The sequence below is a fragment of the Nocardioides panacisoli genome, assembly GCF_019448235.1.
GTDB lineage: Bacteria > Actinomycetota > Actinomycetes > Propionibacteriales > Nocardioidaceae > Nocardioides > Nocardioides panacisoli_A.
In genome coordinates, this window is the sequence record NZ_CP080409.1 from 570900 (window position 1) to 596743 (window position 25844).

A 25844-nucleotide genomic window follows, 5' to 3' on the forward strand; every position below is an offset into this window, starting at 1 on the left:
CTCAGGTGATCGTCATCCCGCCGTCGACGGGCAGCGCCTGACCGGTGATGTACCCGGCGGCGTCGGAGGCGAGGAAGACGACGCTGGCCGCCAGCTCCCGCGGGTCGCCCTTGCGGCCCGCGGGAATGCGGTCCTCCTGCGACTCCAGGTAGCCCTCGGGGTACTCGTCGGTCATCTCGGAGGTGAAGAACCCCGGCGCGATCGCGTTGACGCGGATGCCCTTGCGGCGGGTCCACTGCTGCGCGAGGTCGCGGGTCATGCCGAGCAGGCCGGCCTTGGAGGAGGCGTACGCCGCCTGCGGCAGCCCGGCGGTGGTGATGCCGAGCACGGAGGAGATGTTGACGATGGAGGAACCCGGCTGCATGACGCGGCCGCAGGCCTGCGCCATCCAGTAGCAGCCGTTGAGGTTGATGTCGATGACCTGGCGGAACTGGTCCGGCGTCTCCCGGGTGGCCGGCACCGCGGTGCCGATGCCGGCGTTGTTGACCAGCACGTCGACGCGGCCGAACTCCGTCATCGCGGCGTCCACCAGCGCCTGGCAGTCCTCGGGGGAGGCGACGTCGGTGGCGACGGTGAGGGCGCGGCGGCCCGCCTGCTCCACCAGTCGCGCGGTCTCGGCGAGGCGCTCCACGCGTCGCGCACCGAGGACCACGTCCGCGCCGGCCTCGGCCAGCGCCTGGGCGAAGGCGACGCCGAGTCCGGAGGAGGCACCGGTGACCACGGCCACCTTGTCGTCGAGGCGGTACAGGTCGGAGATCGTCATGCCGACGACAGTAGTGTGTGCTCCGCACGCACGTCCGAGAGAGGGTCCTGAGGCAATGAGCGAGTACGACGTCCACGCGACCGAGGCGAAGTGGCTGCCGGTCTGGCGGGACCTTGCGCCGTTCACCGCCCACGACGACGTGGTGCTCTCGGGGGAGCGGGAGAAGCGCTACGCGCTGACGATGTTCCCCTACCCCAGCGGCGACCTGCACATGGGTCACGCCGAGGTCTTCGCACTGCACGACGTGATCAGCCGCTACTGGAAGTTCCGCGGCTACGAGGTGCTCAACCCGATGGGCTGGGACTCCTTCGGCCTGCCCGCCGAGAACGCCGCGATCCGCAACGACGCCCGCCCGGCGGAGTACACCTACGCCAACATCGACACCCAGGCGGCGTCGATGGAGAAGTACGCGACGTCGTTCGACTGGACGCGCCGGCTGCACACCTCCGACCCGGAGTACTACCGCTGGACGCAGTGGCTGTTCCTGAAGTTCCACGAGCGGGGGCTGGCCTACCGCCGCAACAGCCCGGTCAACTGGTGCCCGCAGGACCAGACGGTGCTGGCCAACGAGCAGGTGGTCGACGGCGCCTGCGAGCGGTGCGGGGCCGAGGTCACCAAGCGCGAGCTGACGCAGTGGTACTTCAAGACCACCGACTACGCCCAGGAGCTGCTGGACTCGCTGGACGACCTCCAGCCGACCTGGTCGGACAAGGTCGTCAACGCCCAGCGCAACTGGATCGGACGCTCCGAGGGCGCCCACGTCGACTTCGACCTGGCGCTGGCCTCGGGGGAGACCCGGCGCCTGTCGGTCTACACCACGCGGCCCGACACCCTGTGGGGGGCGACCTTCATGGTGGTGGCGGCCGACGCCGCGCTCGCCACCGAGCTCGTCGCCCCGGACCGTGCCGCGGCACTGGAGGAGTACCTCGCCGAGGTACGCAAGGCCACCGACATCGACCGGCTCGCCACGGACCGACCCAAGACCGGCGTCGACCTGGGCATCACCGCGACCAACCCGGTCACGGGCGAGGAGATCCCGGTGTGGGCGGCCGACTACGTGCTGGCTGACTACGGCACGGGCGCGATCATGGCGGTCCCTGCCCACGACCAGCGTGACCTCGACTTCGCCACCACGATGGACCTGCCGGTACGCCGCGTCGTCGACACCGGCGAGGACGACCCGGTCGAGAGCCGCGTCGCCACCACCGGCGACGGGACCTACGTCAACAGCGGTCCGCTGGACGGCACGAGCGACAAGGCAGCGGGCATCCACCGCGCGATCGAGATCCTCGAGGCCGATGGTCGTGGGACGGGTGCGGTCAACTTCCGCCTGCGTGACTGGCTGCTGAGCCGCCAGCGCTACTGGGGCGCTCCGATCCCGATCATCCACTGCCCGACCCATGGCGAGGTCCCGGTCCCCGAGGACCAGCTGCCCGTGGAGCTGCCCGACCTGCGCGGCTCGGACCTGAAGCCGAAGGGCACCTCCCCGCTGGGTGCGGCCACCGAGTGGGTCGAGGTCACCTGTCCGACCTGCGGCGGCCCCGCGCAGCGCGACACCGACACGATGGACACCTTCGTGGACTCCTCGTGGTACTTCCTGCGCTACCTCTCGCCCGGCGACGAGGACCGGGCCTTCTCCACCGAGCTGGCCAACCAGTGGGGCCCGATCGACCTCTACGTCGGTGGCGACGAGCACGCGGTGCTGCACCTGCTCTACGCGCGCTTCTTCACCAAGGCGCTGCGCGACATGGGCCTGCTGGACTGGGACGAGCCGTTCTCGGCGTACCTGTCGCAGGGCAAGGTCGTCAACGAGGGCAAGAAGATGTCCAAGTCGCTGGGCAACGGCGTGAGCCTGGGGGAGCAGCTCGACGCCTTCGGCGTGGACGCGGTGCGCCTGACCCTGGTCTTCGCGAGCCCGCCCGAGGACAACATCGACTGGGTCGACGTCTCGCCGAACGGCTCGCTGCGCTTCCTGCAGCGTGCCTGGCGGCTGAGTGGTGAGGTGACCAGCGAGCCCGGGGCCGACCCGGCGGCCGGTGACGAGGGCCTGCGGAAGGTCACGCACCGGACGGTGCGCGAGGCCGAGCAGCTCATCGAGGGCTACCGCTTCAACGTGGTGGTGGCGCGGACGATGGAGCTGGTCAACGCCACGCGCAAGGCGATCGACTCCGGTTGCGGACCGGCCGACCCCGCCGTCCGTGAGGCGGTCGAGGCGGTCGCGATCCTGCTCTCGATGGTCGCCCCCTACACGGCCGAGGACATGTGGGAGCGCCTCGGCCACCAGCCCTCGGTCGCGCAGGCGGCCTGGCCGGTGGTCGAGGAGGCCCTGCTGGTGCAGGAGTCGGTGACCGCCGTGGTGCAGGTGCAGGGCAAGGTGAAGTCGCGCCTGGAGGTCTCCCCGGAGGTCTCGGCCGCCGACCTCGAGGCCGCGGCGCTGGCCGATGCCACGGTGCAGCAGGCGATCGATGGCCGTGAGATCCGGAAGGTGATCGTGCGCGAGCCCAAGCTCGTGAACATCGTCGTCTGAACGCCGGGAGCGAGGTACGAGCGGGTCGGCGTGAAGCGACTGGGCCAGTTCGTCGTCTGAACGCCGGGAGCGAGGTACGAGCGGGTCGGCGTGAAGCGACTGGGCCGGTTCGTCGTCTGAACGCCGGGAGCGAGGTACGAGCGGGTTGGCGTGAAGCGACTGGGCCGGTTCGTCGTCTGAACGCCGGGAGCGAGGTCCGGACACACCTCGACCACCGACGCGTACGCCGGTGGTCGAGGTGCGGTGGGGGGTGACTACGGGGTGTCGTAGCCGAAGGAGTAGCTGCCCGAGCCGGACCAGGACTCCACGCGCCAGGAGTAGTAGCCGCTGGTGCCGTCGTAGCTGATCTCCTCCTCCGAGGAGCTGCTGGTGCTCCGGGCGACCTCGACCCACGTGCCGTTCTGGTACTTGTCCAGGTAGAGGTCGAAGTCGGCGGAGGCCGGTCCGCTCAGGCAGCCGACGTGCGTGCCGGCGGCCGCGTTGAAGTAGCCGTTGGACTTCGGCCAGTACTCGGTGGCGCCGGATCCGCTGAGCTGCCCGGTGCCGCCCTCGGTGAGGGAGTCACAGCCGGTGGGCTCCGGGTCCGGGTTGCCGCCGCTGCTGTCGAGCCCGGAGTAGAGCAGGCGGTTGGGGGACCCGCTGCCGATGCCCGAGAGCGCGCCGCTGGTCGAGGAGTCGACGACGGCGTCGCTCACCTCGGTCGCGGAGGCGCCGGGGTTCGCCTCGAGGTAGAGCGCTGCGACGCCGGCCACGTGCGGCGTGGCCATGGAGGTGCCGCTGATGGTGTTGGTGTCGGAGTTGCTGCCGATCCAGGCCGAGGTGATGTTGCTCCCCGGTGCGAACAGGTCCAGGCAGGTGCCGATGTTGGAGAAGCCGGAACGGCTGTCGCTGTTGGTCGAGGAGCCGACGGTCAGCGCCGAGGTGACTCGCGAGGGCGAGCCGTTGCAGGCGTTGGCGCCGTAGTCGTTGCCCGCGGCGACGGCGTACGTGACGCCGGCGTCGATGGAGTTCGCCACGGCGTTGTCCAGCGCGGTGGAGGCACCGCCGCCGAGGCTCATGTTGGCGACCGAGCTGCCGCTGGCGTTCTGGGTGACCCAGTCGACGCCGGCGATGACGCCGGAGGTGGTCCCGCTGCCCTCGCAGTCCAGCACCCGCACCGCGACGAGGTCGACGTCCTGTGCGACGCCGTAGGTCTCGCCGCCCACGGTGCCGGCGACGTGGGTGCCGTGTCCGTTGCAGTCGCCGGTGCCGCGCCCGTCGTTGATGGCGGAGTAGCCCGAGGTGACGCGTCCGCTGAACTCGGCGTGCCCGCTGCGGATCCCGGTGTCGATGACGTACGCCGTCACTCCGGCGCCGGACTCCTCGAAGGTGTAGCTGCCGTCCAGCGGGAGGTCGCGCTGGTCGACACGGTCGATGCCCCAGGTCGCCGGCGACTCGGTGTCGGCCACGGTGACCTTCCGGTCGGCCTCGATGTAGGCGACGTTCGGGTTGTTGCGCAGGCCACGCAGGGCCTGGGCCGGCAGCGTGGCGGCGAACCCGTCGAGGACGGTGTCGAAGCGGTGGTGCACGGTGCCGCCGTCGGACCGGGCACCGGACCGGGCCGCGCGCTGCTTGCCCTTGCCGGTGGCCTTGTCGAAGACCACGATGTAGCGGTCCTGCGCCGAGGAGCCCAGCACAGGTGCCGGGTCCTTCTTGCCGGGGGTGGCCGAGGCGGACGGCGACGGGGACCGGTCGGGGCGCGGGTCGGGGTCACGGTCGGGGATGGCCGTCGCCGTGGGACCGACCGCGAGCGCCGCGCCGGTGGCGGCGGCCGCGACTCCGGCCATGAGGGATCTGCGGGACATGCGAGTACCTCCGAGAAATGTGTACGAACCTCGCCCGCAGGGGCGGGACCCGGGGATCCGGGTCCCGATGAGCGTGCGCCGTCCAGCATCCCGGGGCAAGGGGGACGGCGGCGTTAACAGTTAACTGCTGCCGCCGACGGGCCAGTGCCATCGCACGCCGCGTTGGCCGGTGGGACAGTCGATCTCGACGCGTTGGACGCTGTGGTCCGGCGCCAGGTCGAGGGGGCGTGGGGGACCGTCGTCGCCGACGGTCTCGCAGGACTCGGGGAGCGCACTGCCGTCGAAGCGCACCTGCAGGACGTACTCGCGGACCGGCACCCGGAAGCGTCGCGCGTAGCAGGTCTCGAGTGGTCGAGGCGGCGTGGTCGCGACGAGGTACTCCAGGACGGCGGTCTCGCCGCGCGCGAGGGGCTCGAGGAACATCAGCTCCGCCCCGAAGGTCCCGTCGGGGCCGGTGACGCAGCGTCCGGCGCGGCAGCCGTTGCCGGTGATGAGCTGGGTGGGACCCGCCGTGCCGTCCTCGACGCAGTGCAGCACGACGCGGCGGTCGATGCCGTCGCGCCGCGCCCGGACCACCTCGCGGACGTACATGCCCTGCTCGCGGCGGTCCGGACCGACCGTGATCAGGTCGTGCACGCTGAGTCGCTCGAGGTCGCCGTCGCCGGCGGTGTCGAGCTGGTCCAGCACCTCCCGGGTCGTGACCTCGGGCCACACGCTCTCCAGCCGCGCCACGTCCCGCCGCCTCCCGCGGTCGCGCGGGCAGGCCAGCGACTGCGCGAGGGTGCCGGCCGGCAGGTCCAGGATCGCGTCCAGGTGGGGCAGCGCCGCCAAGGAGGTCCGTCGCTCCGGTTGGCTGCGGCCCGAGCACCAGTAGCTCAGCGTCGCCACGCTGACCGGCGTACCGGCGTGGTCGAGGCGCGCCCTGATGCGTTCCAGGCCCAGTCCGCGTGCGGCGACGGCATCGCGCAGCAGGTCGGCGAAGTCGGTCTGCCCCTCGGGCAGCACGTCGTTGTTGAAACTCCCGATAGTTTCACTCACGCACGACATTGAAGCGACCCCGACGCACTCCGCGCAACGCCGGCACCGCGACGCGGACCGACCCGACGCCCCGGTTGGCATCCCCGGGAGTGCGGCCGTCGTCTACCGTGACCGGGTGAGCGTCGTCGTCGTCACCGATTCCACTGCGAGCCTGGACCCCGAGGTCGCCGCACGGCGCGGGGTGACCGTCGTCCCGCTGCAGGTGATCGTCGACGACGACGCACTCGTCGAGGGCGAGCCCGGCGCGACGCCCGGCGCAGTCGCGCAGGCGCTGCGTGACAAGCGTTCGGTGAGCACCTCGCGACCGACGCCGGAGACGTTCGCCGCGACCTACGCGCGGCTGGCCGAGGAGGGCGCCACCGCGGTGCTCTCGATCCACCTCTCCAGCGACGTGAGTGGCACGTTCGAGTCCGCCCAGGTGGCGGCGCGGCGTACCGACATCCCGGTGACGTGCGTGGACACCCGGCAGGTCGGTGTCGCGACGGGGTACGCCGCCCTCTCGGCGCAGGACGTCATCGACGGCGGGGGCTCGGTGGAGGAGGCCACCGCGGCCGCGCACCGGCGCGCCGCCGAGGCGGTGACGTACCTCTACGTCGACACCCTGGAGTACCTCCGTCGGGGTGGTCGCATCGGCTCGGCGGCCGCGCTGCTCGGCGGGGCGTTGGCGGTGAAGCCGCTGCTCGGGATCGAGGAGGGCGTGGTCGCCACGCTGGAGAAGGTCCGCACCTCCGCCCGCGCCATCGCGCGGTTGGAGGCGTTGGCGGCCGAGGCGGCGGGGGAGCGAGCGGTCGAGGTGACCATCGCCCACCTGGACAGTCCGGACCGGGCCGCCGAGATGGCGGACCGGGTGCGGGAGGAGCTCGCCGAGCAGCTGGCGGACCGGGAGGTGCGGTTCACCGAGCTCGGTGCGGTGCTCGGGGCCCACGTCGGCCCCGGCATGCTGGCCATCTGTGTCGCCCCGCTGCTGACGGACTGAGCCACCTCCGCTCCACAGGGTGCCGGCGTACGCCGCTCCTCCACAGGCGTCACGCCGACGGTGCCGAACCGGTGGTGGACCGGCCTAGCGTGCCGACATGCGCAAGCCTCGTCCACCCGGGTTCGACTCCCGCACCGAGCGGGAGGAGGCCGCCGCCCGTCGCCTCGCCGCCCTGGCCGCCGACCTCGGCCACCGGGTCGACGGCGCCGTGCCCGCGCCTGCCGGCCGACTCACGACCGCTTCGGCCGCGGCCGCCGAGGGGGAGCAGTGGCCGGCACCGGACCACTGGCCCGGCGCGGAGCCGGGCCCGGAGCGCCGGGAGGAGCCGGACCCGACACCCGGCGGCGCGGGCACCTTCCCGCCCCCGGGCAGGCACGCGGACCGGCGACGGCTCCACGGGCCGAGGCTGCCCGGGATCGGGACGGCGCACGTAGCGCTGCTCGCCGTGCTGGTCGCCGTGGCCGTCGCCGGCACCGCGTGGTGGTTGCTGACCGACCGTGCCACCCCCACCGAGCCCACCACCTCGACGGCGGCCGAGCCCGTCGTGCCGCTCTCGACCGCGCCGGGGTCCACCGACGATGAGGCAGGTGGCTCCGACGGCGGCGGTGGTGCCGGTGGGACCGACGAGCAGGTCACCGTGGACGTCGCGGGGAAGGTGCGTCGGCCCGGGATCGTCGTGCTGGACGAGGGCGCCCGGGTCGTGGACGCGGTGGAGGCGGCCGGCGGCCCGCGTCGGGGGGTGAAGACCGCCGGCCTCAACCTCGCTCGCGTGCTCACCGACGGCGAGCAGATCGTCGTCGGACGTCCGGCGGCCGCCGTGGGGCCGCCGGCCTCGCCCGGGGCCGAGCGTCCCGTCAACCTCAACCTCGCCCAGCAGGCCGAGCTCGAGGAGCTGCCCGGTGTCGGGCCCGTGACCGCCGCAGCGATCATCGCGTGGCGCGAGGAGCACGGCGGCTTCCGCTCGGTCGACCAGCTCATCGACGTGTCCGGCATCGGGGAGAAGACCCTGGCCGAGATCGCGCCCCGGGTCACCGTGTGACGGCGTGACCGAGGATCGCCACGACCTGCGGATGCCGATCGTGGGCGCGGCGGCCTGGGTCGCCGGCATCGCCGCCTACCACGCCGGGGACGTCGTCGTACCCGCCATCGCGGCCGGTGGCCTGCTCGCGCCGTTGCTGCTGCGGTGGCTGCGCCCGACCCCGGCGACGCGGCGCCTCGTCGCTGCCGCGGCGATGGTGGCGCTGGCCGTGGCCACCAGCACCCTCCTGCGCCATCACGGTACGACGCAGAGCCCCGTGGTCGACCTCGCACGTGAGCGTGCCGAGGTCTCCGTGCGCGCGAGCGTGGCGGCCGACCCGCGGCTCGTGGCCGGGCAGTGGGGTGACCGGATGGTCGTCCCGCTCCGGGTCCACGCGCTCGAGACGGACCATCGCGCCTACCGGCTCGGGGCATCGGTGGTCGCCCTCGCCGACGAGGAGTGGGCGGCGGTCAGGCTGGGCGAGGAGCTGACCGTCACCGGTCGGCTGCTGCCGGCCGAGGAGCCGGACACCGCCGCGATGCTGACCGTGCGCGGTCCGCCGGGACACCGGCAGCCTCCCGATGCGTGGTGGCGCGGCGCCGAAGCCGTGCGCGCGTCGCTGCGTGCCTCGGTCCGGTCGCAGTCGGCGGACCGGCGCGGACTGGTGCCGGCGCTGGTCGTGGGCGATGTCAGTGCGCTGCGCCCCGCGCTGGAGGCCGACTTCCGCACCACCGGCCTCACCCACCTCACGGCGGTCTCGGGCACCAACCTGACGCTGCTGCTCGGGTTCGTGCTGCTGCTGGCCCGGTCGGCCGGCGTGCGCGGCCGGTCCCTGCGCGTCGTGGCACTGCTCGGCATCGTGGGCTTCATCCTGTTGACCCGGACCGAACCGAGTGTGCTGCGGGCTGCGGCCATGGGCCTGGTCGGGCTGTTCGCACTCGGCACCGACGGGCGCCGGCGGGGCATGCGGGCACTCGGGGTGGCCGTCGCGGGACTGCTGCTGGCGTGGCCGCCGTTGGCGGTGTCGGTGGGGTTCGCCCTGTCGGTGCTCGCGACGGGCGGCATCGTCGTGGCCGGTCCACCGATCACCCGGGCCCTCGCGACCTGGCTGCCGGTGCCGCTGGCCCAGGCGGTGGCCGTGCCCCTGGCGGCCCAGGCCGCGGTGACGCCGGTGATCGCCGGCATCTCCGGCGAGGTCAGCCTCGTTGCCGTCGTGGCGAACCTCCTCGTGGCGCCGGCCGTGGGACCCGCGACGGTGCTGGGCCTTGCCGGCGGACTGGCCGGACTGGTGTGGCCCGCCGCCGGAGGCCTGTGCGGGTGGGCCGCCGGCTGGTGCGTCGCGTGGATCGTGACGATCGCGGAGTGGGGCGCCGGGCTGCCCCGTGCTGCGGTCGGCTGGGGCACCGGAGCACCGGCCGTCGCGGCGCTGGTCGTGCTGTGCGTGGCACTGCTGTGGCTCGCACCGCGGCTCGTCCGGAGACCGCGGCTGGCCCTCGTCCTCACGCTGGTCGTGTCACTGGCGGTGCTCGACCTCCCCGGTCGGGCGGGAAGCTGGTGGCCGGGCGGCGGGTCGCCGGACTGGTCCGTGGTCGCCTGCGACGTGGGCCAGGGCGACGCGCTGGTCGTCCGCACCGCGCCGGGGGCCGCGGTGGTGGTCGACGTGGGTCCGGACCCGTCGGCCGTCGCGGGGTGCCTAGACCGCCTGGCCGTGCAGGAGGTCCCGCTGGTGGTGCTGACCCACTTCCACGCCGACCACGTCGACGGACTCACCGGGGTGCTGCGGGGGCGACGGGTGGGTGCGATCGCGGTCTCGCCGGTCCGGCAGCCGGCGGCGGCAGCAGCCCGGGTCGACGACGTCGCGGCCGAGCACGCGACGCCGGTCGGCGAGGCGGCGTACGGCGACACCCGGCGCTACGGTGCGGCCACGGTGCAGGTGGTCGGACCGGCGCCGGGCACCACGGCCGGCGCCAACGACGCCAGTGTCGTGGTCCTGGTCGAGGTCGACGGGCTGCGGGTCCTCCTCACCGGCGACGTCGAGCCGCCTGCACAGCAGCGCCTGGCCGCCCGACTGCCCGACCTGCAGGTCGACGTGCTCAAGGTGCCGCACCACGGCAGCCGGCAGCAGGACGTCGAATGGCTGGCCTCGCTGCGGGCGGAGGTCGCTCTCGTCCCCGTGGGGGCCGACAACGACTACGGCCATCCCGATGCGGACCTGCTCGCCGGCCTCGCCGAGGGCGGCACGCGGGTGGCGCGCACCGACCGGGACGGCGACGTCGCGGTCGTGGCCGAGGGTGGTGAGCCGCGCCTGGTCCCGGCCGGGTGAGGCGTGGCCCGCGACCGTCGGTGGCGTGTGGGACAGTTGCCCCCATGCAGGTCGGCGACGTGTTGGGACGGGTCACCCTCGTCACCGGCAAGGAGGAGTACCTCAGCGCCCGCACCGTCGAGGCGGTGCGCGACCTGGTCCGCACCCACGACCCGGAGGCGGAGTTCTCCGACACCACGGCGAGCGATCTCACGCTGGCGACGCTGGGGGAGCTCTCGGCGCCGTCGCTGTTCTCCAGCGTGCGGTGCGTGGTGGTCCGCGGATTCGAGGACCTGCCCGCCGAGTCCGTCGACGGCATCCTGGAGTACGCCGCCGCCCCGGCCGAGGACGTCGCCGTCGTCCTCGTGCACGGCGGTGGCCAGAAGGGCAGCGGCGTCCTGGCCAAGCTGCGCAAGCTCTCCTCGGTGACCGAGCACAAGTCAGGTGAGGTCAAGCCGTGGGAGATGCCGAAGTTCGCGATCGGCGAGGCACGGCGCCTGGGCGCCCGGATGGACCAGCCCGCCGCCGAGGTCCTCGTCGCCGCGGTCGGGTCGGACCTGCGGGCGCTCGCGGCGGCCGTGGACCAACTCGTGCACGACCTCCCGCGGCAACCGCTGGACGAGGAACGGGTCAAGCGCTACTTCGGTGGCCGGGCCGAGGTGAAGAACTACGAGATCGCCGAGGCCATGCTCGCCGGGCGGCGCGAGCGTGCGTTGCACGAGCTCCGTTGGGCGCTGGAGTCGGGTGCCTCGGAGGTCTACATCCTCTCCACCGTGGCCGGTCAGCTGCGCTCGCTGGCCAACCACGTGGGCGGCAACCGCGACGGGGGCATGCCCGGGTGGAAGCTGAAGAAGATGAACACACAGGCGCGCGGCTGGGGGGAGCGTGAGCTCGGCCTGGCGATCCGCGCGGTCGCGCAGGCCGACGCCGACCTCAAGGGCGCCGCGAGCGATCCGTCCTACACCCTGGAGCGGCTGGTGCTGACCATCGCGGGCCTGCGCGAGCGGTGACCTGGGGCGCCGCGGCCACCCAGACCGAGGGCGGCCGCGTCCGCGCACGAAAGAAGGCGCCCACCCCGTCGGGGTGAGCGCCCTCCTCGCAAAGAGTGGTCTCCGGACCGAGGGCCCCTCAGAGGGAGGCGACCTTCTTCGAGATCGACGACTTGCGGTTCGCGGCCTGGTTCTTGTGGATGACGCCCTTGGACACCGCCTTGTCGAGCTGGCGGTTGGCCTCGCGGCCGAGCTCGGACGCCTTGTCCTTCTCGCCGGACTCGGCGGCCTCGCGGAACTTGCGGATCGCGGTCTTCAGGCTGGACTTGACGGCCTTGTTGCGCTCGCGGCGCTTCTCGTTCTGTGCGTTCCGCTTGATCTGGCTCTTGATGTTCGCCACGTGTGTGCCTCGCTGTGTCGGTGGAGATCGAGTTGGGTCCGGAGCGCGTCCGGGCACAGCGGTGCCTTCGGACGCGACTGACAAGGCTAACAGCGGCCCCTCACGCCCCCAAATCTCCGAACCGCGCGATGGATCGAGGAACGAGGTCCGTCGCGGACGGGTGAGGAGGTCGAGTAGGCGCGCTCCCGCGAGGTACGAGCGGGAGTGACTGCCGTGTCGAGACCCTCACCAGCCCCGCCGCTCGGCCAGCCACTCCCAGGTGGTCTCGCCCTGCCACAGCTGCACGTCGCGCAGGTAGGGCGAGCTCGGCGGCCCGGGATCGGCCGAGCACTTCAGGAAGTAGCCGGCCAGCAGCGCGAGGACGCCGTCGATGTCCTCGCGCGGCACGGCGGCCAGCAACGGGTGCTCGGCGATGACGCCCTCCACGTCGTGGCCGTCGCCGCGCGGACCGATCAGCAGGGTGAGCGAGTCGAACCAGTCCGGCCCCAGGACGGGCCAGTTCCAGTCGCACAGCAGCATCGAGCCGTCCGGACGCACCAGCAGGTTGTCGTCCCGGACGTCGGTGTGGCACAGCGTGTCGCCGCCGAGCACCTCCAGCGCCGCGGTTGCGAGCTCCTGGGCCCACGGCGCCTGGTCGACGCCGGTGTAGGCCTCCTGCACCCGCTCCCAGTACGCCGGCCATTCGGCGAACTCCTCAGCCGCGGTGGTCAGCCCGATCCCGGGGGCGGGCGTCAGCGTGTCGGCGGCGGTGACCAAGGTCTGCGAGGCGGTCGCGAGCTGGTCCTCCCGCCAAGGGCGTTCTGGGAGCACCGCGTCGACGTAGGCCGTCTCCAGTGCGACCCAGTGCTCGAACTCGTCGACCCACTGCAGGCGGGGCGCGGGCGTCTCCGGCGGGAGGAGGCGCAGCTTGCGTGCCTCCTCCCGGTAGGCACGGGCGATCCCGCGCTGTGCCTTGAGCGAGGCGGCCTTGACGAAGTGGCGGCTCCCGTCCTCGCAGTCCAGGACCGAGGCGAACCCGGGCGTGTAGCCCGCCGGGCGGGAGCTGGCCCCGGTCACCGTCGACCCCAGCCGACGCTCGATGGCGGCGCGGACTCCCGGCGGCAGGTGCTGCCACTCCAGGCGGCGTGCCGTGCGGCCGTGGGGGAGCAGCGGTGCGGAGGAGCCGGACGAGGAGGCCATGGCGCCATCCTCACCCAGCGGCACCTGCCGATTCCTCGCCGGGCCGGGGCCTTTGGGACAATGCCCGCACCATGCCCGTACCCACGCCACCCCAGCCGGGGCAGACCGATCCCGCCATCCTGCGCAACTTCTGCATCATCGCGCACATCGACCACGGCAAGTCGACGCTGGCCGACCGGATGCTGCAGCTGACCGGGGTGCTGGACGAGCGGGCGGCACGTGCGCAGTACCTCGACCGCATGGACATCGAGCGCGAGCGCGGCATCACCATCAAGTCCCAGGCCGTGCGGATGCCCTGGACGCTGGGCGAGGAGGCCGCCGCCGTCCTCGAGCTGGACCCGGCGACGTACGTGCTCAACATGATCGACACCCCGGGCCACGTCGACTTCACCTACGAGGTGTCGCGCTCCCTGGCCGCCTGCGAGGCCGCGATCCTGCTCGTCGACGCCGCCCAGGGCATCGAGGCGCAGACGCTGGCCAACCTCTACCTGGCCATGGGGGCGGACCTGCACATCATCCCGGTGCTGAACAAGATCGACCTGCCCAGCGCCGAGCCGGACAAGTACGCCGAGGAGCTCGCCGGGCTGATCGGTTGCGAGCCGACGGACGTGCTGCGGGTGAGCGCCAAGACCGGCGAGGGCGTCGAGGACGTCCTCAACGAGATCGTCGCGCAGACGCCGCCGCCCGTCGGCGACGCGGATGCGCCGGCGCGGGCCCTGATCTTCGACTCCGTCTACGACACCTACCGCGGCGTGGTGACCTACGTCCGGGTCTTCGACGGCGAGCTGCGCCACCGCGATCGCATCAAGATGATGTCGACCGGCGCGTCCCACGAGATGCTCGAGGTCGGCGTCATCAGCCCGGAGCCGACCAAGGCGTCCACGATCGGCGTGGGGGAGACCGGCTACCTGATCACCGGCGTGAAGGACGTGCGGCAGTCCAAGGTCGGTGACACAGTCACGCGGCTCAACCAGCCCGCGGACCGGCCGCTCGGCGGCTACCAGGACCCCACGCCGATGGTCTACGCCGGCATCTACCCCATCGACGGCGACCAGTACCCCGTGCTGCGGGAGGCGTTCGAGAAGCTGCAGCTCAACGACGCCGCGCTGACCTTCGAGCCCGAGACGTCCGGCGCGCTGGGCTTCGGCTTCCGGTGCGGCTTCCTGGGGCTGCTCCACATGGAGATCACCCGCGACCGGCTCGAGCGTGAGTTCAACCTCGACCTCATCTCCACCGCGCCCAACGTGGTCTACCAGGTCCAGATGGAGGACGGCTCGCTCCACGAGGTGACCAATCCCAGCGAGTTCCCCGACGGCAAGGTCGCCGAGGTCCGCGAGCCCGTGGTCGACGCCACCGTGCTCTCCCCGGCCGACCACATCGGCGCGATCATGGAGCTGTGCCAGAGCAAGCGCGGTGACCTCAAGGGGATGGACTACCTGTCCCCGGACCGGGTCGAGATGCGCTACACGCTGCCGATGGGCGAGATCGCCTTCGACTTCTTCGACCAGCTCAAGTCGCGCACCAAGGGCTACGCCTCCTTCAACTACGACGTCTCCGGCGACCAGGCCGCCGACCTGGTCAAGGTCGACATCCTGCTGCAGGGCGACACCGTCGACGCGTTCTCCGCGATCGTGCACCGCGACGCGGCGTACGCCTATGGCGTGATGCTCGCCGGAAAGCTCAAGGAGCTCATCCCGCGCCAGCAGTTCGAGGTGCCCATCCAGGCCGCGGTCGGCTCCCGGGTCATCGCCCGCGAGACCATCCGCGCCATCCGCAAGGACGTCCTCTCCAAGTGCTACGGCGGCGACATCAGCCGCAAGCGCAAGCTGCTGGAGAAGCAGAAGGAGGGCAAGAAGCGGATGAAGATGGTGGGCCGCGTGGAGGTGCCGCAGGAGGCCTTCGTCGCTGCGCTCTCCACCACCGGTCCCAGCAGCGGGGACGCCAAGTAGCGCCGAGCGGCCGGCCTCAGTCGGCCGCGCGCCCGTCCAACGCCTCGGGCCCCCACGTGTCGCGGATGCCCGCCCACACGTCGGCGTAGGTGCCGGGGGCGTCGGCGTAGGGGTCCCGGCGGCTCAGCACGGCCCCGACGATCGGCGCCGCGAGCCGCAGGGCGTACCGCTTCAGCCCGGCGGCGGTCGTCGCGTCCTCGAGCAGGGTCGGCCAGCTGATGCGCTGGTAGTCCAGCGCGGCCTGCGAGGCCGTGGTGTCCATCCAGTCGGTCGCGAACCAGCAGCCGTCGTCCGCCGGGTCACCGGCGCGGCCCTCCGGCAGCACGCCGTCGAGCCCCATCGCGGCGAGCAGTTCGGCGATGTCGGCCTGCTTGCGGCGGTGGGAGTCGTCCCCACCGATCAGGAGCGTCTGGCCGACGACGTCGTTGAGAGCTGCTGCGGCGAACGCCCGGGCGACGTCGCGCACGTCCACGGTCTGGATGTTGCCGTCGGTGGGCAGCAGGGCGCTGAACCGGAAGCCGTCGCCGCCACCGCCGGTGGCCATCGCGGGCCCGAGGACTCCGCCGAGGCGCAGGATGACCCAGTCCAGGTCCGACTCCCGCACGATCTCCTCGGCCTCGAGCTTCTGGCGGCCGTAGTTGTCGTACGGCGCGACCGGGGTGTCGGCGGTCAGCAGCCCGAGCCCGGCGTGCGGGTTGCGGGCGCCGTACACGGCCATGCTCGAGGCCAGCACGAGGCGCGGGGGCGCGCTCGCGCCGGCGCAGGCGCGTACCACGTGGCGCGTGCCCTCCACGTTGACCGCGCGGGCCGCGCCGGGCAGGTCGTAGCAGTCCGGCGGGATGATGGCGGCGAGGTGGATGACGACGTCCGGAGCGGTGTGCTCGATCAGGTGGGCGACGTCCTCGGGGTCAGTGAGGTCGCACCAGTGCACGCCGACGATGTCGCTGTGCTCGAAGTGGCTGGCTGACTTCTGGTTGGCCCGGGAGTAGAGGTCGCTCGCGATCACCTGCCAGTCGAGGCTGATCAACTCCTCGACGGTGGCGGACCCCACCGTGCCGAGTGCGCCCGTCACCAGAATGCGCTCCATTCCGCCACGTTACCGGCGAAACGCCGTGTCCGCGCGGCAAACGGAACGCTCCCCCCGACGGGGTCCGGTGAACTAGGTTGTACTCGTTGGTAATTCACCCCGGGCACCACAAGGAGCGACATGCCCATCAACTTCGACACCAGCTTCCTGGACCACATGCCCAAGAACGTGGCCGTGCAGTTCCACGAGCGGGTTGCTGCCTCCGGCGATGCCGAGGCATTCCGGTTCCCCGTCGGCGACGCGTGGGAGTCGGTCACCTGGAACCAGGCGGGGGAGCGGGTACGTCGCCTGGCGGCTGGCCTGATCTCGCTGGGGCTCGGGGCCGAGCAGCGGGTCGGGATCGCGTCCTCCACCCGCTATGAGTGGATCATCGCCGACCTCGCCATCATGTGCGCCGGTGGTGCGACCACCACCGTCTACCCCTCCACCGGGGACGACGACACCTCCTACATCCTCGGTGACTCCGAGTGCCGCGTCGTCTTCGCCGAGGACGCCGAGCAGCTGGAGAAGCTGGAGAAGCACCGCGCGGACCTGCCCAAGCTGGACAAGGTCGTCACCTTCGACGACTCCATCGCCGACGGCGACTGGGTGATCTCGCTCGACGCGCTCGCCGAGCTCGGTGACGCGCACCTGGCCGACAACCCGCAGGTGATCGAGCAGACCGCCGAGGCGATCGAGTCCGACCACCTCGCGACGCTCATCTACACCTCCGGCACCACCGGGCGCCCCAAGGGCGTGCGACTGCTGCACCGTTCGTGGGTGTACGAGGGCGAGGCCATCAAGGCCCAGGGCATCCTCGACGCCAACGACCTCCAGTTCCTCTGGCTGCCGATGGCGCACTCCTTCGGCAAGGTGCTGCTCTCCACCCAGCTGGCCTGCGGCTTCCCGACCGCGATCGACGGTCGCGTGGACAAGATCGTGGACAACCTCGGCGTGGTGAAGCCGACGTTCATGGGTGCCGCACCCCGCATCTTCGAGAAGGCGCACGCCCGCATCGTCACGATGCAGGCCGCCGAGGGCGGTGCGAAGGAGAAGCTGTTCAACAAGGCCTTCCAGGTCGGCATCGAGGTGGACCGCCTCAAGCGTGAGGGCAAGTCGGTGCCGCTGCCGCTGAAGCTGCAGCACGGCCTGTTCGACAAGCTGGTCTTCTCCAAGGTCCGGGAGCGCTTCGGTGGCCGGGTCCGGTTCTTCATCTCCGGCTCGGCCGCACTCAACGCCGACATCGCGCAGTGGTTCCACGCCGCGGGCATCCTCATCCTCGAGGGCTACGGCATGACCGAGAACGCCGCGGGCGCCACGGTCAACCACCTGGAGGAGTACCAGATGGGCACCGTGGGCCGCGCCTTCCCGGGCACCGAGGTCCGCATCGGCGAGGGTGACGAGGTCCAGATCAAGGGCCCCCACGTCATGGCCGGCTACCACAACCTGCCGGACAAGACCGCCGAGACGTTCACCGACGACGGGTGGCTGCGCACCGGCGACAAGGGCTCCCTGGACGCCGACGGCTTCCTCACGATCACCGGCCGCATCAAGGAGCTGTTCAAGACCTCCGGCGGCAAGTACGTCGCACCGCCGGCGATCGAGGCGAAGTTCAAGGCGATCTGCCCCTACGTCAGCCAGTTCATGGTCTTCGGCAGCGAGCGCAACTTCGTCTCCGCGCTGATCACCCTCGACCCCGACGCGATGGCGACCTGGGCCGAGGAGAACGGGATGGCCGGCAAGGACTACACCGAGATCGTCCAGTCCGAGCAGGTCCGCTCGATGATCGGCGACTACGTCGACCAGCTCAACACCCAGCTCAACCGCTGGGAGACGGTGAAGAAGTGGGAGATCCTCGACCACGACCTCACCATCGAGTCCGGTGAGCTGACCCCCTCGATGAAGGTCAAGCGGACCGTGGTCGAGCAGAACAACGCCGACCTGATCGACTCCTTCTACGTCTGACCCACCGACGACACCCGAGAGCCCCACCGGTGCCACCAGCGCCCGGTGGGGCTCTCGTCGTCGGGGCGGTACCCACCGTGTGAGACTGCTCCGATGCCGTCCGCACCACCTGCCGGAGAGCCCGCCCCCGAGGACGGTGCCCTCCCCGGGGCCGCACTCGAGGAGCTCGGCGCCACCAGCTTCGGGATCTACCTGCACGTGCCGTTCTGCACCGTGCGCTGCGGCTACTGCGACTTCAACACCTACACCGCCGAGGAGCTGGGCAACGGCGTCTCGCGGGCGACGTACGCCGACAGCGCGATCGCCGAGCTGCGGCTCGCCCGCGAGGTGCTCGGCGAGGTCGACCTCCCGGTGGAGACGGTCTTCGTCGGCGGCGGGACGCCCACCCTGCTGGCGCCCGAGGACCTCGGTGCGGTGCTGAGGGCCGTGGACGACACCTTCGGTCTCGCCCCGGGCGCCGAGGTCACCACCGAGGCCAACCCCGACTCCGTCGACGCGGCGAGCCTGGCGCGGCTGCGCGAGGCCGGTTACGACCGGATCTCCTTCGGCATGCAGTCGGCGGTGCCGCACGTGCTGGCCACCCTGGACCGCACCCACGACCCCGACCGCGTGCCCGACGTCGTCGCGGCCGCCCGCTCGGCGGGGTTCGACCAGGTGAGCCTGGACCTGATCCACGGCACGCCGGGGGAGTCCTTGGCGGACTGGTCGCGTTCGTTGGAGGCCGCGCTCGCCTGCGAGCCCGACCACGTGTCGGCGTACTCGCTCATCGTCGAGGAGGGAACCGCCCTGGGGCGCCGGGTCGACCGCGGCGAGGTGCCGGCCCCCGACGAGGACGACCAGGCCGACAAGTACCTCCTCGCCGACGAGGCGCTCTCCGCGGCGGGCCTGGAGTGGTACGAGGTGTCGAACTGGGCACGCGACGAGGACGCCCGCTGCCGCCACAACCTGGCCTACTGGACCGGCGGCCACTGGTGGGGGATCGGTCCCGGGGCGCACTCCCACGTCGGCGGGGTGCGCTGGTGGAACGTCAAGCACCCCGCGGCGTACGCCGGCCGCCTCGCGGCCGGCCGCAGCCCGGCGCTGGGGAGGGAGGTCCTCGACGCCCCGACCCGGCACGTCGAGCGGGTGCTCCTCGAGGTCCGCCTCCGCGACGGCCTGCCCCCGGACGTCCTGACCGCCACCGAACGGGCCGTGGTGCCGGAGCTGGTGCAGCGCGGCCTGGTCGAGCCCGAGGCGTGGCGCGCCAGCGGACGGGTCCGCCTGACCCGGGACGGTCGCCTGCTCGCCGACCTCGTGGTGCGCGAACTCCTCGGCTGAGGAGGAGGCGCCGCCTACAGTGGTGGCGTGTCCGACTCCGCTCCACCGCCCGAGCCCGGCGAGCCCTACCGTCAGCCCGGCTCCTACACGCCATACCCGTACGGCCCACCGCCCGGGTACGCCGTGCCCCACCCGGGTGCGCCCTACGGGCTCGACCCGCTCACCGGGCGGCCGCTGTCGGACAAGTCCAAGGTCGTCGCCGGCGTGCTGCAGGTGGTGCTGCCCTTCGGCGTCGGTCGCTTCTACACCGGCCACGTCGGGCTCGGCATCGCCCAGCTCGTGGTCACGCTCGTCACCTGCGGCGTCGGCGCCCTGTGGCCCTTCATCGACGGCATCGTGATCCTCGCCGGCCAGCCGACCGACCCCCAGGGCCGGCTGCTGCGCACCTGAACGAGGTCGAGTCGGCACTTCTTCCGGTCGAGTCGGCACTTCTTGAGCATTGAATCGGCACTTTCCCCGATTCAGTACGCACCTGCGCCGCCGCGTCCCTCGGCGCCCACTCCGGCCGAGCTCCTCAGGTCGTCACGGTGCTGGTCCGGGTGCCGACCCTGCGGTGCTCGCCTCCGCGGCACCTCGTTCCTCGGCGCCCACTCCGGCCGAGCTCCTCAGGTCGTCACGGTGCTGGTCCGGGTGCCGACCCTGCGGTGCTCGCCTCCGCGGCACCTCGTTCCTCGGCGCCCACTCCGGCCGAGCTCCTCAGGTCGTCACGGTGCTGGTCCGGGTGCCGACCCTGCGGTGCTCGCCTCCGCGGCACCTCGTTCCTCGGCGCCCACTCCGGCCGAGCTCCTCAGGTCGTCACGAAGTCAATGAGCTCCTCGACCCGCCCCAGCAGCTCCGGCTCGAGGTCGGCGAACGAGTTCACGCGCGACAGGATCTGCTGCCAGGCCCGCGCGATGTCGGCCTGGTTGCGGTGCGGCCAGCCCAGGTGCTGGCAGATCCCGTGCTTCCACTCGATGGTGCGGGGGATCGTCGGCCACGCCGAGAGCCCGAGCCGGTCCGGCTTCACCGCCTGCCAGATGTCGACGTAGGGGTGCCCGAGGATCTTCACGTGCGGCCCGACCTCGGACCGGGCGATCGAGGCGGCGATGCGCGACTCTTTCGAGCCGCGCACGAGGTGGTCGACCAGCACCCCGACCCTGCGCTCGGGGCCCGGGCGGAAGTCGACCAGGTGGTCGGCGAGGTCGTCGACGCCGCCGAGGTACTCCACGACGACACCCTCGATGCGCAGGTCGTCCCCCCAGACCTTCTCCACCAGCTCGGCATCGTGGCGTCCCTCGACGAAGATCCGGCTCGCGCGGGCGACGCGGGCCTTCGCGCCCTTCACCGCGATCGAGCCACTGGCAGTGCGCTCGGGCCGCGACGGTCCCGCCGGCGCGGGACGTCGCACCGGCGCGGTGAGCACCACCGGCCTGCCCTCGAGCAGGAACCCCGGCCCCAGGGGGAAGGTGCGCCGCTTGCCCCGTCGGTCCTCCAGGGTCAGCGTGTGCAGGTCGCGGTCGACGGCGACGATCTCGCCGCACCAGTCGGTCGTGACCTCCTCGACCACCTCACCGATCTCGGCGGGCGCCTCGGTGGCACGTCCCCGCTTGGGTGCGCGCCAGTCGCCGGACAGGACGTCGGAGCCGTAACGATCTCTCACGAGGGGTGAATCTCCCATCGCGACCGTGCCGATCCCCGCATTTCCCGCGGTGAGTGCCCGATCGATCTCAGGCGAGGGGGAGTCGCTTCTGGTCCCGCCGCAGCTGGCCGTAGCCGCGGCGTACCGCCTCGGCCAGGTGGTCGCGGGGGAACGGCCACTCGCCCTCGGCGAGCGCGCGCTCCGCCGGTACGCCGTTGCCGGCGAGGTCCTGGATCGTCTGGGCCACCGCCCCGACGTCGCCGTGCTGGGCCCCGACGAACGCCTGGTCGACCACGGACCCGTGGCCCGGCACCACGATCGAGTCCGGCGTGAGCAGTCCCAACACGAGGTCGAGCGCGGCGGGCCACTCCAACGGGTGGCAGTCCGGTCCGTACGCCGGCGGGCCCGACTCCTCGACGAGGTCCCCGGTGAAGAGCACCCCGGCGTCGGGGACGCCCACCACCAGGTCGCCGGCGGTGTGGCCCCGGCCCGGGTGGACGAGTTCGACCACCCGGTCACCGAGGTCGAGTGCGCCGACCCCGGAGATCGTTTGGTCCGCGGCGACGACCTCGGTGGCCAGGACCTCGGCGCGGTGCGTGTCGTCGGGGTCGGCGTCGTACGCCGCCTTGCTGCGGTCCCCGGAGGCGACGGTGCGCGCCGCGGCCTCCTCGGTCGCGTGGATGGGCAGGGCGGCGCCGAACGCGTCACGGAAGGTGGCGTTGCCGAAGGTGTGGTCGAAGTGCTCGTGGGTGTTGACGACCGCGGTCACGTCGCCCACGCCCAGGGCGCGGACGTCGTCGACCAGGGTGCGCGCGGCAGTGCCGGAGCCGTGGGTGTCGACGACCACGACGCCGTCACGTCCGACGACCAGGCCCACGTTGAGCGCGAACCATTCCTGGTGGGCGACCCACACGCGGTCGGCGATCTCGGTGAACGGCACGACCCCCACGGTAGTGCCGGGCGTGGTGTCAGCAGAGGCCGGCGTGGAGCTCCTCGCGCAGCAGCTCGCCGAGCTCGGTGGTGGTGGTCGCGGTCCGTGGGAAGCGCAGCTCGCGGCGGTGCGCCCCGGAGTGGTCCACCCAGTGCACCTCGACGCGGTCGGGCGCGAGGCCGCTGAGGCCGACGCCCGCGATCCGGCCGGCCGGCACGGCGGCCGAGGTCGCGACGGCGTGGCGCAGCTCCTCCTGGTGGCACTCGTTGGCGTGCTCCATCGATCGCTGGAGGAATCCGCGGTTGAGGTGCAGGTCGGGGGCGTTGAACGCGGCCAGCGGGACCCGCCGGCGCGACTCGGGCCGGTCCTCGCGGTCCAGCACCACCATCTCGGCGTGCACCGTCACCAGCGTGCGGACCTCCGAGCAGCACGCGCACTCCTCGAGATCGGCGCGCAGTGGCCCGGCGATGGTGAGGACCTCGCCGCGGTCGGGCGAGCCCGGCGCCCCGAGGCCGCTGGCGACGGTGAGCAGTGCGCTGCGTCCCTCGTGGGCGGCCAGCGCGAGTGCGGCGGTGGCGGGGCAGGAGAAGCCGGGGCGGCCGTCGACGTCCTGCATGCGCAGCACGGGTACGGCGCCGGGGTGGTCGGGCTCGATGCCGTCGCTGATGTCCTCGATGCCGTCGACGACGAGTTGCACGTCGGCGGGGCAGGACAGGATGCTGCGCGCGGTGGCCGCGGTCCGGCGGTGTCCGGTGGTCTGGTCGACGGTCACGACGTCCTCCTGACTTGTTTAGGTGAGCCTAACCTACAGTCTCGGGGTCGGGGAAGGTGAGTCGTCCCACGGGCCGCGCGCCGCCGTTCGGGCCGGGGTGGGCCTCGACGGTAGAGTTGGCACTCACCGGTTCGGAGTGCCAGCACGAGGAGGAGCGAGATGCAGGACGATCGCCGACTCGCCGTGCTGCGCGCCATCGTGGAGGACTACGTGGCGACCGAGGAGCCCGTCGGCTCCAAGGCGCTCGTCGAGCGCCACGGTCTCCAGGTCTCGCCGGCCACGATCCGCAACGACATGGCCGCCCTGGAGGAGGACGGGTACCTCGCCCAGCCGCACACCAGCGCGGGGCGCGTGCCGACCGACAAGGGCTACCGGCTCTTCGTCGACCGGCTCACCACCATCAAGCCGATGAGTGGTGCCGAGCGGCGGGCGATCTCCACCTTCCTCGACGGCGCCAACGACCTCGACGACGTGGTGTCGCGCTCGGTGCGGGTGCTCTCGCAGTTGACGCGGCAGGTCGCGGTGGTCCAGTACCCGACGCTGTCCCGGTCCACGGTCCGCCACATCGAGGTGGTGGCGCTGACGCCGTCGCGGCTGCTGCTGGTGGTGATCCTCAGCAACGGTCGCGTGGAGCAGCGCCACGTGGAGCTGGAGACCGACTACGGCGAGGCCGACCTCGCGGTGCTCCGCTCGCGCGTCAACGTCGCGGCGACCGGCAAGCAGATCGTCGAGGCGGTCTCCTCGCTGGACGGCCTGGCCACCGACGACCTGCTCGACGCGGTGTCGAAGGACGTCGCGCTCACCCTGGTCGAGGCGATGAGCGACCACAGCTCCGACGAGCGGTTCGTGGTGGGCGGAACGGCGAACCTCGCCCGGTTCGGCGACAGCTTCGAGACGGCCGTGGCGCCGTTGCTCGAGGCGCTGGAGGAGCAAGTGGTGCTGCTGAAGCTGCTCGGCGAGGCATCCTCCGGCGACGCCGTGACGGTGCGCATCGGCGCCGAGGGACCCTATGAGGAACTTTCCTCGACCAGCGTCGTGGCCACCGGCTACGGACCGCAGTCCGACGCGCTCGCCACGCTGGGCGTGGTCGGGCCGACGCGGATGGACTATCCGACCACCATGGCCGCCGTCCGCGCCGTGGCCCGCTACGTCTCCCGCATCCTCGACGAGGGCTGACCACCGACGCACCGGCCGAGCCAGTCCGGACCAGCCCGGATCCGGCCCCGACAGCACTGACGACACACCAACGGAACCGAAGGAACCCCGTGACCCAGGACCTCTACGAGTTGCTCGGCGTGGACCGCAACGCCGACGAGGACGCCATCAAGAAGGCCTACCGGCGTCAGGCCCGCAAGCTCCACCCGGACGTCAACCCGGACCCGGAGGCGCAGGAGCAGTTCAAGCAGGTGTCGACGGCCTACGAGGTGCTCTCCGACCCCGACAAGCGGGCGGCGTACGACCGGGGCGGTGACCCCTTCGGCGGCGGCAGCAGCTTCGGTCAGGGCCAGGGCTTCTCCTTCACGGACATCATGGACGCCTTCTTCGGCGGAGGTGCTCCCGGCGGCGCGGCCGGCGGCCGTGGCCCCCGCTCCCGCGTACGCCGCGGGCAGGACGCCCTGATCCGGCTCGAGGTCGACCTCGCGGGGGCCGCCTTCGGCGTCTCGCGCGAGATCAAGGTCGACACCGCCATCATGTGCACCGCCTGCAGCGGCGACGGCGCGGCGCCGGGTTCCCGGCCGGTGCCGTGCGAGACCTGCCACGGGCAGGGCGAGGTCGCCCAGGTGCAGCGCTCCTTCCTCGGCGAGATCCGCACGCTGCGGCCGTGCCCGTCGTGCAACGGCTTCGGTACGACGATCCCCGACCCGTGCCGCGAGTGCGCCGGCGACGGTCGGGTGCGGTCCCGGCGCACGCTCACCGTGAAGATCCCCGCCGGCGTGGACACCGGCACCCGGGTCCAGCTCCCCGAGGAGGGCGAGGTCGGCCCCGGCGGCGGCCCGGCCGGTGACCTCTACGTCGAGATCCGCGTCGCCGAGCACGACACCTTCGTGCGCAACGGCAAGGACCTCCACTGCACCGTGACGGTCCCGATGACCGCGGCGGCGCTGGGCACCACGCTCCAGCTGCCGCTGCTCGAGGCCGACCTGGAACCGGCCGAGGACTCCGAGGTGCAGACCAGCATCGAGCTGGAGCTGCCCGCGGGCACCCAGCCGGGCAAGGAGTACGTCCTGCGCGGCCACGGCGTACCCGGCCTGCGCGGGGGCCGGGGCAACCTCGTCGTGACGATCGACGTGGAGACCCCGACCCGCCTCGACGGCCGCCAGACCGAGCTGCTGCGCGAGCTCGCGGCGCTGCGCCACGAGGAGCAGCCCACCGGCAGCGTCGGTCCGGCTCCGCGGGGGATGTTCGGACGCCTCCGCGACGCCTTCAGTCACTGAGCCGCAGGAGCGCGACGTGACGCTGCCGCAGCACCTCGTCGACTCGCTGGCCGACGCGGTCCGTGGGGGCGTGGTGACGGTCGAGGGTGAGGAGGCCCACCACGCCGTCGTCGTGCGCCGGCTGCGGACCGGGGAGTCGGTCCGCCTCGGCGACGGGCGTGGCCGCTACGCCGTCGGCGAGGTCGTGGCGACCACGAAGCGCTCCTTCGACGTCGCCGTCCACGAGGTGCACGACGTCGCCGAGCCGACGCCGCGCATCACCGTGGTGCAGGCCCTGCCCAAGGGGGACCGGGGTGAGCTCTCGGTCGAGGTGCTCACCGAGGTCGGCGTCGCGACCGTCGTGCCCTGGGCCGCGGCCCGCAGCGTCGCGGTCTGGAAGGGGGAGCGCGCCACCAAGTCGCACCGCAAGTGGCAGGCGACGGCGCGGGAGGCCGCCAAGCAGGCCCGGCGCGCGTGGGCGCCCGAAGTCACCCCGCTGGCGACGACCTCCGAGGTCGTCGACCGCCTCGCGGGTGCCGACCTGGCCGTGGTGCTGCACGAGAATGCCGACACCGCGATCGCGGCCCTGCCCGAGCCGGCCGGGGACGTCGTCGTGGTGGTCGGCCCCGAGGGCGGACTGGCGCCGGAGGAGCTCGACGCGTTCACCCGGGCCGGCGCGACGCCGGTCCGCATGGGAGTGGAGGTGCAGCGCACCTCCACGGCGGGACTCAGCGCCGTCGCCGCCCTGCTCTCACGGACCGAGCGGTGGCGCTGAG

Annotated in this window: 21 protein-coding genes; 12 read left to right on the forward strand and 9 right to left on the reverse strand. The window is 72.4% G+C overall.

Going from position 1 to position 25844, the window contains the following annotated elements; translation table 11 throughout:
* Position 1: 1 nt before the first annotated feature.
* Entirely contained in the window at positions 2-763 is a 762-nt protein-coding gene (locus tag KUV85_RS02845) for an SDR family NAD(P)-dependent oxidoreductase (protein WP_219961707.1), read from the reverse strand.
* 55 nt (positions 764-818) lie between these two features.
* Here KUV85_RS02845 and leuS point away from each other — a divergent pair, with 55 nt between their 5' ends.
* Positions 819-3290: a leucine--tRNA ligase gene (gene leuS, locus KUV85_RS02850; protein WP_219961708.1), complete on the forward strand. Its 2472-nt coding sequence runs from the start codon at positions 819-821 to the stop codon at positions 3288-3290.
* A 254-nt stretch (positions 3291-3544) separates the two neighbouring features.
* Here leuS and KUV85_RS02855 read toward each other — a convergent pair whose 3' ends face one another.
* Positions 3545-5134 carry a S8 family peptidase gene (locus tag KUV85_RS02855; protein ID WP_219961709.1) on the reverse strand — a complete coding sequence of 530 codons (1590 nt, stop codon included), beginning with the start codon at positions 5132-5134 and terminating at the stop codon, positions 3545-3547.
* A gap of 120 nt (positions 5135-5254) precedes the next feature.
* Positions 5255-6172: a hypothetical protein gene (locus tag KUV85_RS02860; protein WP_219961710.1), complete on the reverse strand. Its 918-nt coding sequence runs from the start codon at positions 6170-6172 to the stop codon at positions 5255-5257.
* A 115-nt stretch (positions 6173-6287) separates the two neighbouring features.
* Here KUV85_RS02860 and KUV85_RS02865 point away from each other — a divergent pair, with 115 nt between their 5' ends.
* From KUV85_RS02865 to holA, 4 genes are all read left to right on the forward strand, one after another.
* On the forward strand, positions 6288-7148 hold the full coding sequence (locus KUV85_RS02865; RefSeq protein WP_219961711.1) for a DegV family protein: 861 nt from the start codon (positions 6288-6290) through the stop codon (positions 7146-7148).
* Positions 7149-7245: 97 nt separating this feature from the next.
* A complete protein-coding gene (locus tag KUV85_RS17525; protein WP_237690188.1) occupies positions 7246-8187 on the forward strand; it encodes a helix-hairpin-helix domain-containing protein in 942 nt (313 codons plus the stop codon).
* Between the two features lie 4 nt (positions 8188-8191).
* Positions 8192-10489, forward strand: a complete 2298-nt coding sequence (locus KUV85_RS02875; protein WP_219961712.1) for a ComEC/Rec2 family competence protein — start codon at positions 8192-8194, stop codon at positions 10487-10489.
* 44 nt (positions 10490-10533) lie between these two features.
* Entirely contained in the window at positions 10534-11478 is a 945-nt protein-coding gene (gene holA / locus KUV85_RS02880) for a DNA polymerase III subunit delta (protein ID WP_219961713.1), read from the forward strand.
* A 118-nt stretch (positions 11479-11596) separates the two neighbouring features.
* Here holA and rpsT read toward each other — a convergent pair whose 3' ends face one another.
* Together rpsT and KUV85_RS02890 are read right to left on the reverse strand one after the other, a co-directional pair.
* Positions 11597-11857: a 30S ribosomal protein S20 gene (gene rpsT, locus KUV85_RS02885; RefSeq protein ID WP_219961714.1), complete on the reverse strand. Its 261-nt coding sequence runs from the start codon at positions 11855-11857 to the stop codon at positions 11597-11599.
* A 225-nt stretch (positions 11858-12082) separates the two neighbouring features.
* Positions 12083-13036, reverse strand: a complete 954-nt coding sequence (locus tag KUV85_RS02890; RefSeq protein ID WP_219961715.1) for a phosphotransferase family protein — start codon at positions 13034-13036, stop codon at positions 12083-12085.
* 71 nt (positions 13037-13107) lie between these two features.
* Here KUV85_RS02890 and lepA point away from each other — a divergent pair, with 71 nt between their 5' ends.
* Positions 13108-14985 carry a translation elongation factor 4 gene (gene lepA / locus KUV85_RS02895; protein ID WP_219961716.1) on the forward strand — a complete coding sequence of 626 codons (1878 nt, stop codon included), beginning with the start codon at positions 13108-13110 and terminating at the stop codon, positions 14983-14985.
* A gap of 16 nt (positions 14986-15001) precedes the next feature.
* Here lepA and KUV85_RS02900 read toward each other — a convergent pair whose 3' ends face one another.
* Positions 15002-16072 (reverse strand): NAD-dependent epimerase/dehydratase family protein, encoded by a 1071-nt coding sequence (locus KUV85_RS02900; protein WP_219961717.1) that lies wholly within the window; start codon positions 16070-16072, stop codon positions 15002-15004.
* A gap of 120 nt (positions 16073-16192) precedes the next feature.
* On the opposite strand from KUV85_RS02900, the gene KUV85_RS02905 reads away from it, so the two are divergent.
* The 3 genes from KUV85_RS02905 to KUV85_RS02915 all read left to right on the forward strand — a co-directional run bounded on the left by KUV85_RS02905 (position 16193) and on the right by KUV85_RS02915 (position 19723).
* Positions 16193-18016 carry an AMP-dependent synthetase/ligase gene (locus KUV85_RS02905; RefSeq protein WP_219961718.1) on the forward strand — a complete coding sequence of 608 codons (1824 nt, stop codon included), beginning with the start codon at positions 16193-16195 and terminating at the stop codon, positions 18014-18016.
* Between the two features lie 93 nt (positions 18017-18109).
* A complete protein-coding gene (gene hemW / locus KUV85_RS02910; protein ID WP_219961719.1) occupies positions 18110-19333 on the forward strand; it encodes a radical SAM family heme chaperone HemW in 1224 nt (407 codons plus the stop codon).
* Positions 19334-19360: 27 nt separating this feature from the next.
* Positions 19361-19723, forward strand: coding sequence for a TM2 domain-containing protein (locus tag KUV85_RS02915; RefSeq protein ID WP_219961720.1), 363 nt, complete (start codon positions 19361-19363; stop codon positions 19721-19723).
* A gap of 397 nt (positions 19724-20120) precedes the next feature.
* Here KUV85_RS02915 and KUV85_RS02920 read toward each other — a convergent pair whose 3' ends face one another.
* From KUV85_RS02920 to KUV85_RS02930, 3 genes are all read right to left on the reverse strand, one after another.
* Positions 20121-20972 (reverse strand): DUF3097 domain-containing protein, encoded by an 852-nt coding sequence (locus KUV85_RS02920; RefSeq protein ID WP_219961721.1) that lies wholly within the window; start codon positions 20970-20972, stop codon positions 20121-20123.
* Positions 20973-21039: 67 nt separating this feature from the next.
* Complete coding sequence (locus KUV85_RS02925; protein WP_219961722.1) at positions 21040-21891, reverse strand: MBL fold metallo-hydrolase; 852 nt, start codon at positions 21889-21891, stop codon at positions 21040-21042.
* Positions 21892-21919: 28 nt separating this feature from the next.
* Positions 21920-22654 (reverse strand): hypothetical protein, encoded by a 735-nt coding sequence (locus KUV85_RS02930; protein ID WP_219961723.1) that lies wholly within the window; start codon positions 22652-22654, stop codon positions 21920-21922.
* A 159-nt stretch (positions 22655-22813) separates the two neighbouring features.
* Here KUV85_RS02930 and hrcA point away from each other — a divergent pair, with 159 nt between their 5' ends.
* The 3 genes from hrcA to KUV85_RS02945 all read left to right on the forward strand — a co-directional run bounded on the left by hrcA (position 22814) and on the right by KUV85_RS02945 (position 25843).
* Positions 22814-23830, forward strand: coding sequence for a heat-inducible transcriptional repressor HrcA (gene hrcA / locus KUV85_RS02935; RefSeq protein ID WP_219961724.1), 1017 nt, complete (start codon positions 22814-22816; stop codon positions 23828-23830).
* Between the two features lie 89 nt (positions 23831-23919).
* Entirely contained in the window at positions 23920-25089 is a 1170-nt protein-coding gene (gene dnaJ / locus KUV85_RS02940; RefSeq protein ID WP_219961725.1) for a molecular chaperone DnaJ, read from the forward strand.
* A gap of 16 nt (positions 25090-25105) precedes the next feature.
* A complete protein-coding gene (locus KUV85_RS02945) occupies positions 25106-25843 on the forward strand; it encodes a 16S rRNA (uracil(1498)-N(3))-methyltransferase (RefSeq protein ID WP_219961726.1) in 738 nt (245 codons plus the stop codon).
* Position 25844: the final 1 nt, after the last annotated feature.

What these genes read in the sequence shown, in the direction of transcription:
- lepA (WP_219961716.1), top strand. Translation starts at nt 13,108, where the DNA reads ATGCCCGTACCCACGCCACCCCAGCCGGGGCAGACCGATCCCGCCATC.
- KUV85_RS02900 (WP_219961717.1), bottom strand. Translation starts at nt 16,072, where the DNA reads ATGGAGCGCATTCTGGTGACGGGCGCACTCGGCACGGTGGGGTCCGCC.
- holA (WP_219961713.1), top strand. Translation starts at nt 10,534, where the DNA reads ATGCAGGTCGGCGACGTGTTGGGACGGGTCACCCTCGTCACCGGCAAG.
- KUV85_RS02855 (WP_219961709.1), bottom strand. Translation starts at nt 5,134, where the DNA reads ATGTCCCGCAGATCCCTCATGGCCGGAGTCGCGGCCGCCGCCACCGGC.
- KUV85_RS02890 (WP_219961715.1), bottom strand. Translation starts at nt 13,036, where the DNA reads ATGGCCTCCTCGTCCGGCTCCTCCGCACCGCTGCTCCCCCACGGCCGC.
- KUV85_RS02905 (WP_219961718.1), top strand. Translation starts at nt 16,193, where the DNA reads ATGCCCATCAACTTCGACACCAGCTTCCTGGACCACATGCCCAAGAAC.
- KUV85_RS02845 (WP_219961707.1), bottom strand. Translation starts at nt 763, where the DNA reads ATGACGATCTCCGACCTGTACCGCCTCGACGACAAGGTGGCCGTGGTC.
- leuS (WP_219961708.1), top strand. Translation starts at nt 819, where the DNA reads ATGAGCGAGTACGACGTCCACGCGACCGAGGCGAAGTGGCTGCCGGTC.
- hrcA (WP_219961724.1), top strand. Translation starts at nt 22,814, where the DNA reads ATGCAGGACGATCGCCGACTCGCCGTGCTGCGCGCCATCGTGGAGGAC.
- KUV85_RS17525 (WP_237690188.1), top strand. Translation starts at nt 7,246, where the DNA reads ATGCGCAAGCCTCGTCCACCCGGGTTCGACTCCCGCACCGAGCGGGAG.
- hemW (WP_219961719.1), top strand. Translation starts at nt 18,110, where the DNA reads ATGCCGTCCGCACCACCTGCCGGAGAGCCCGCCCCCGAGGACGGTGCC.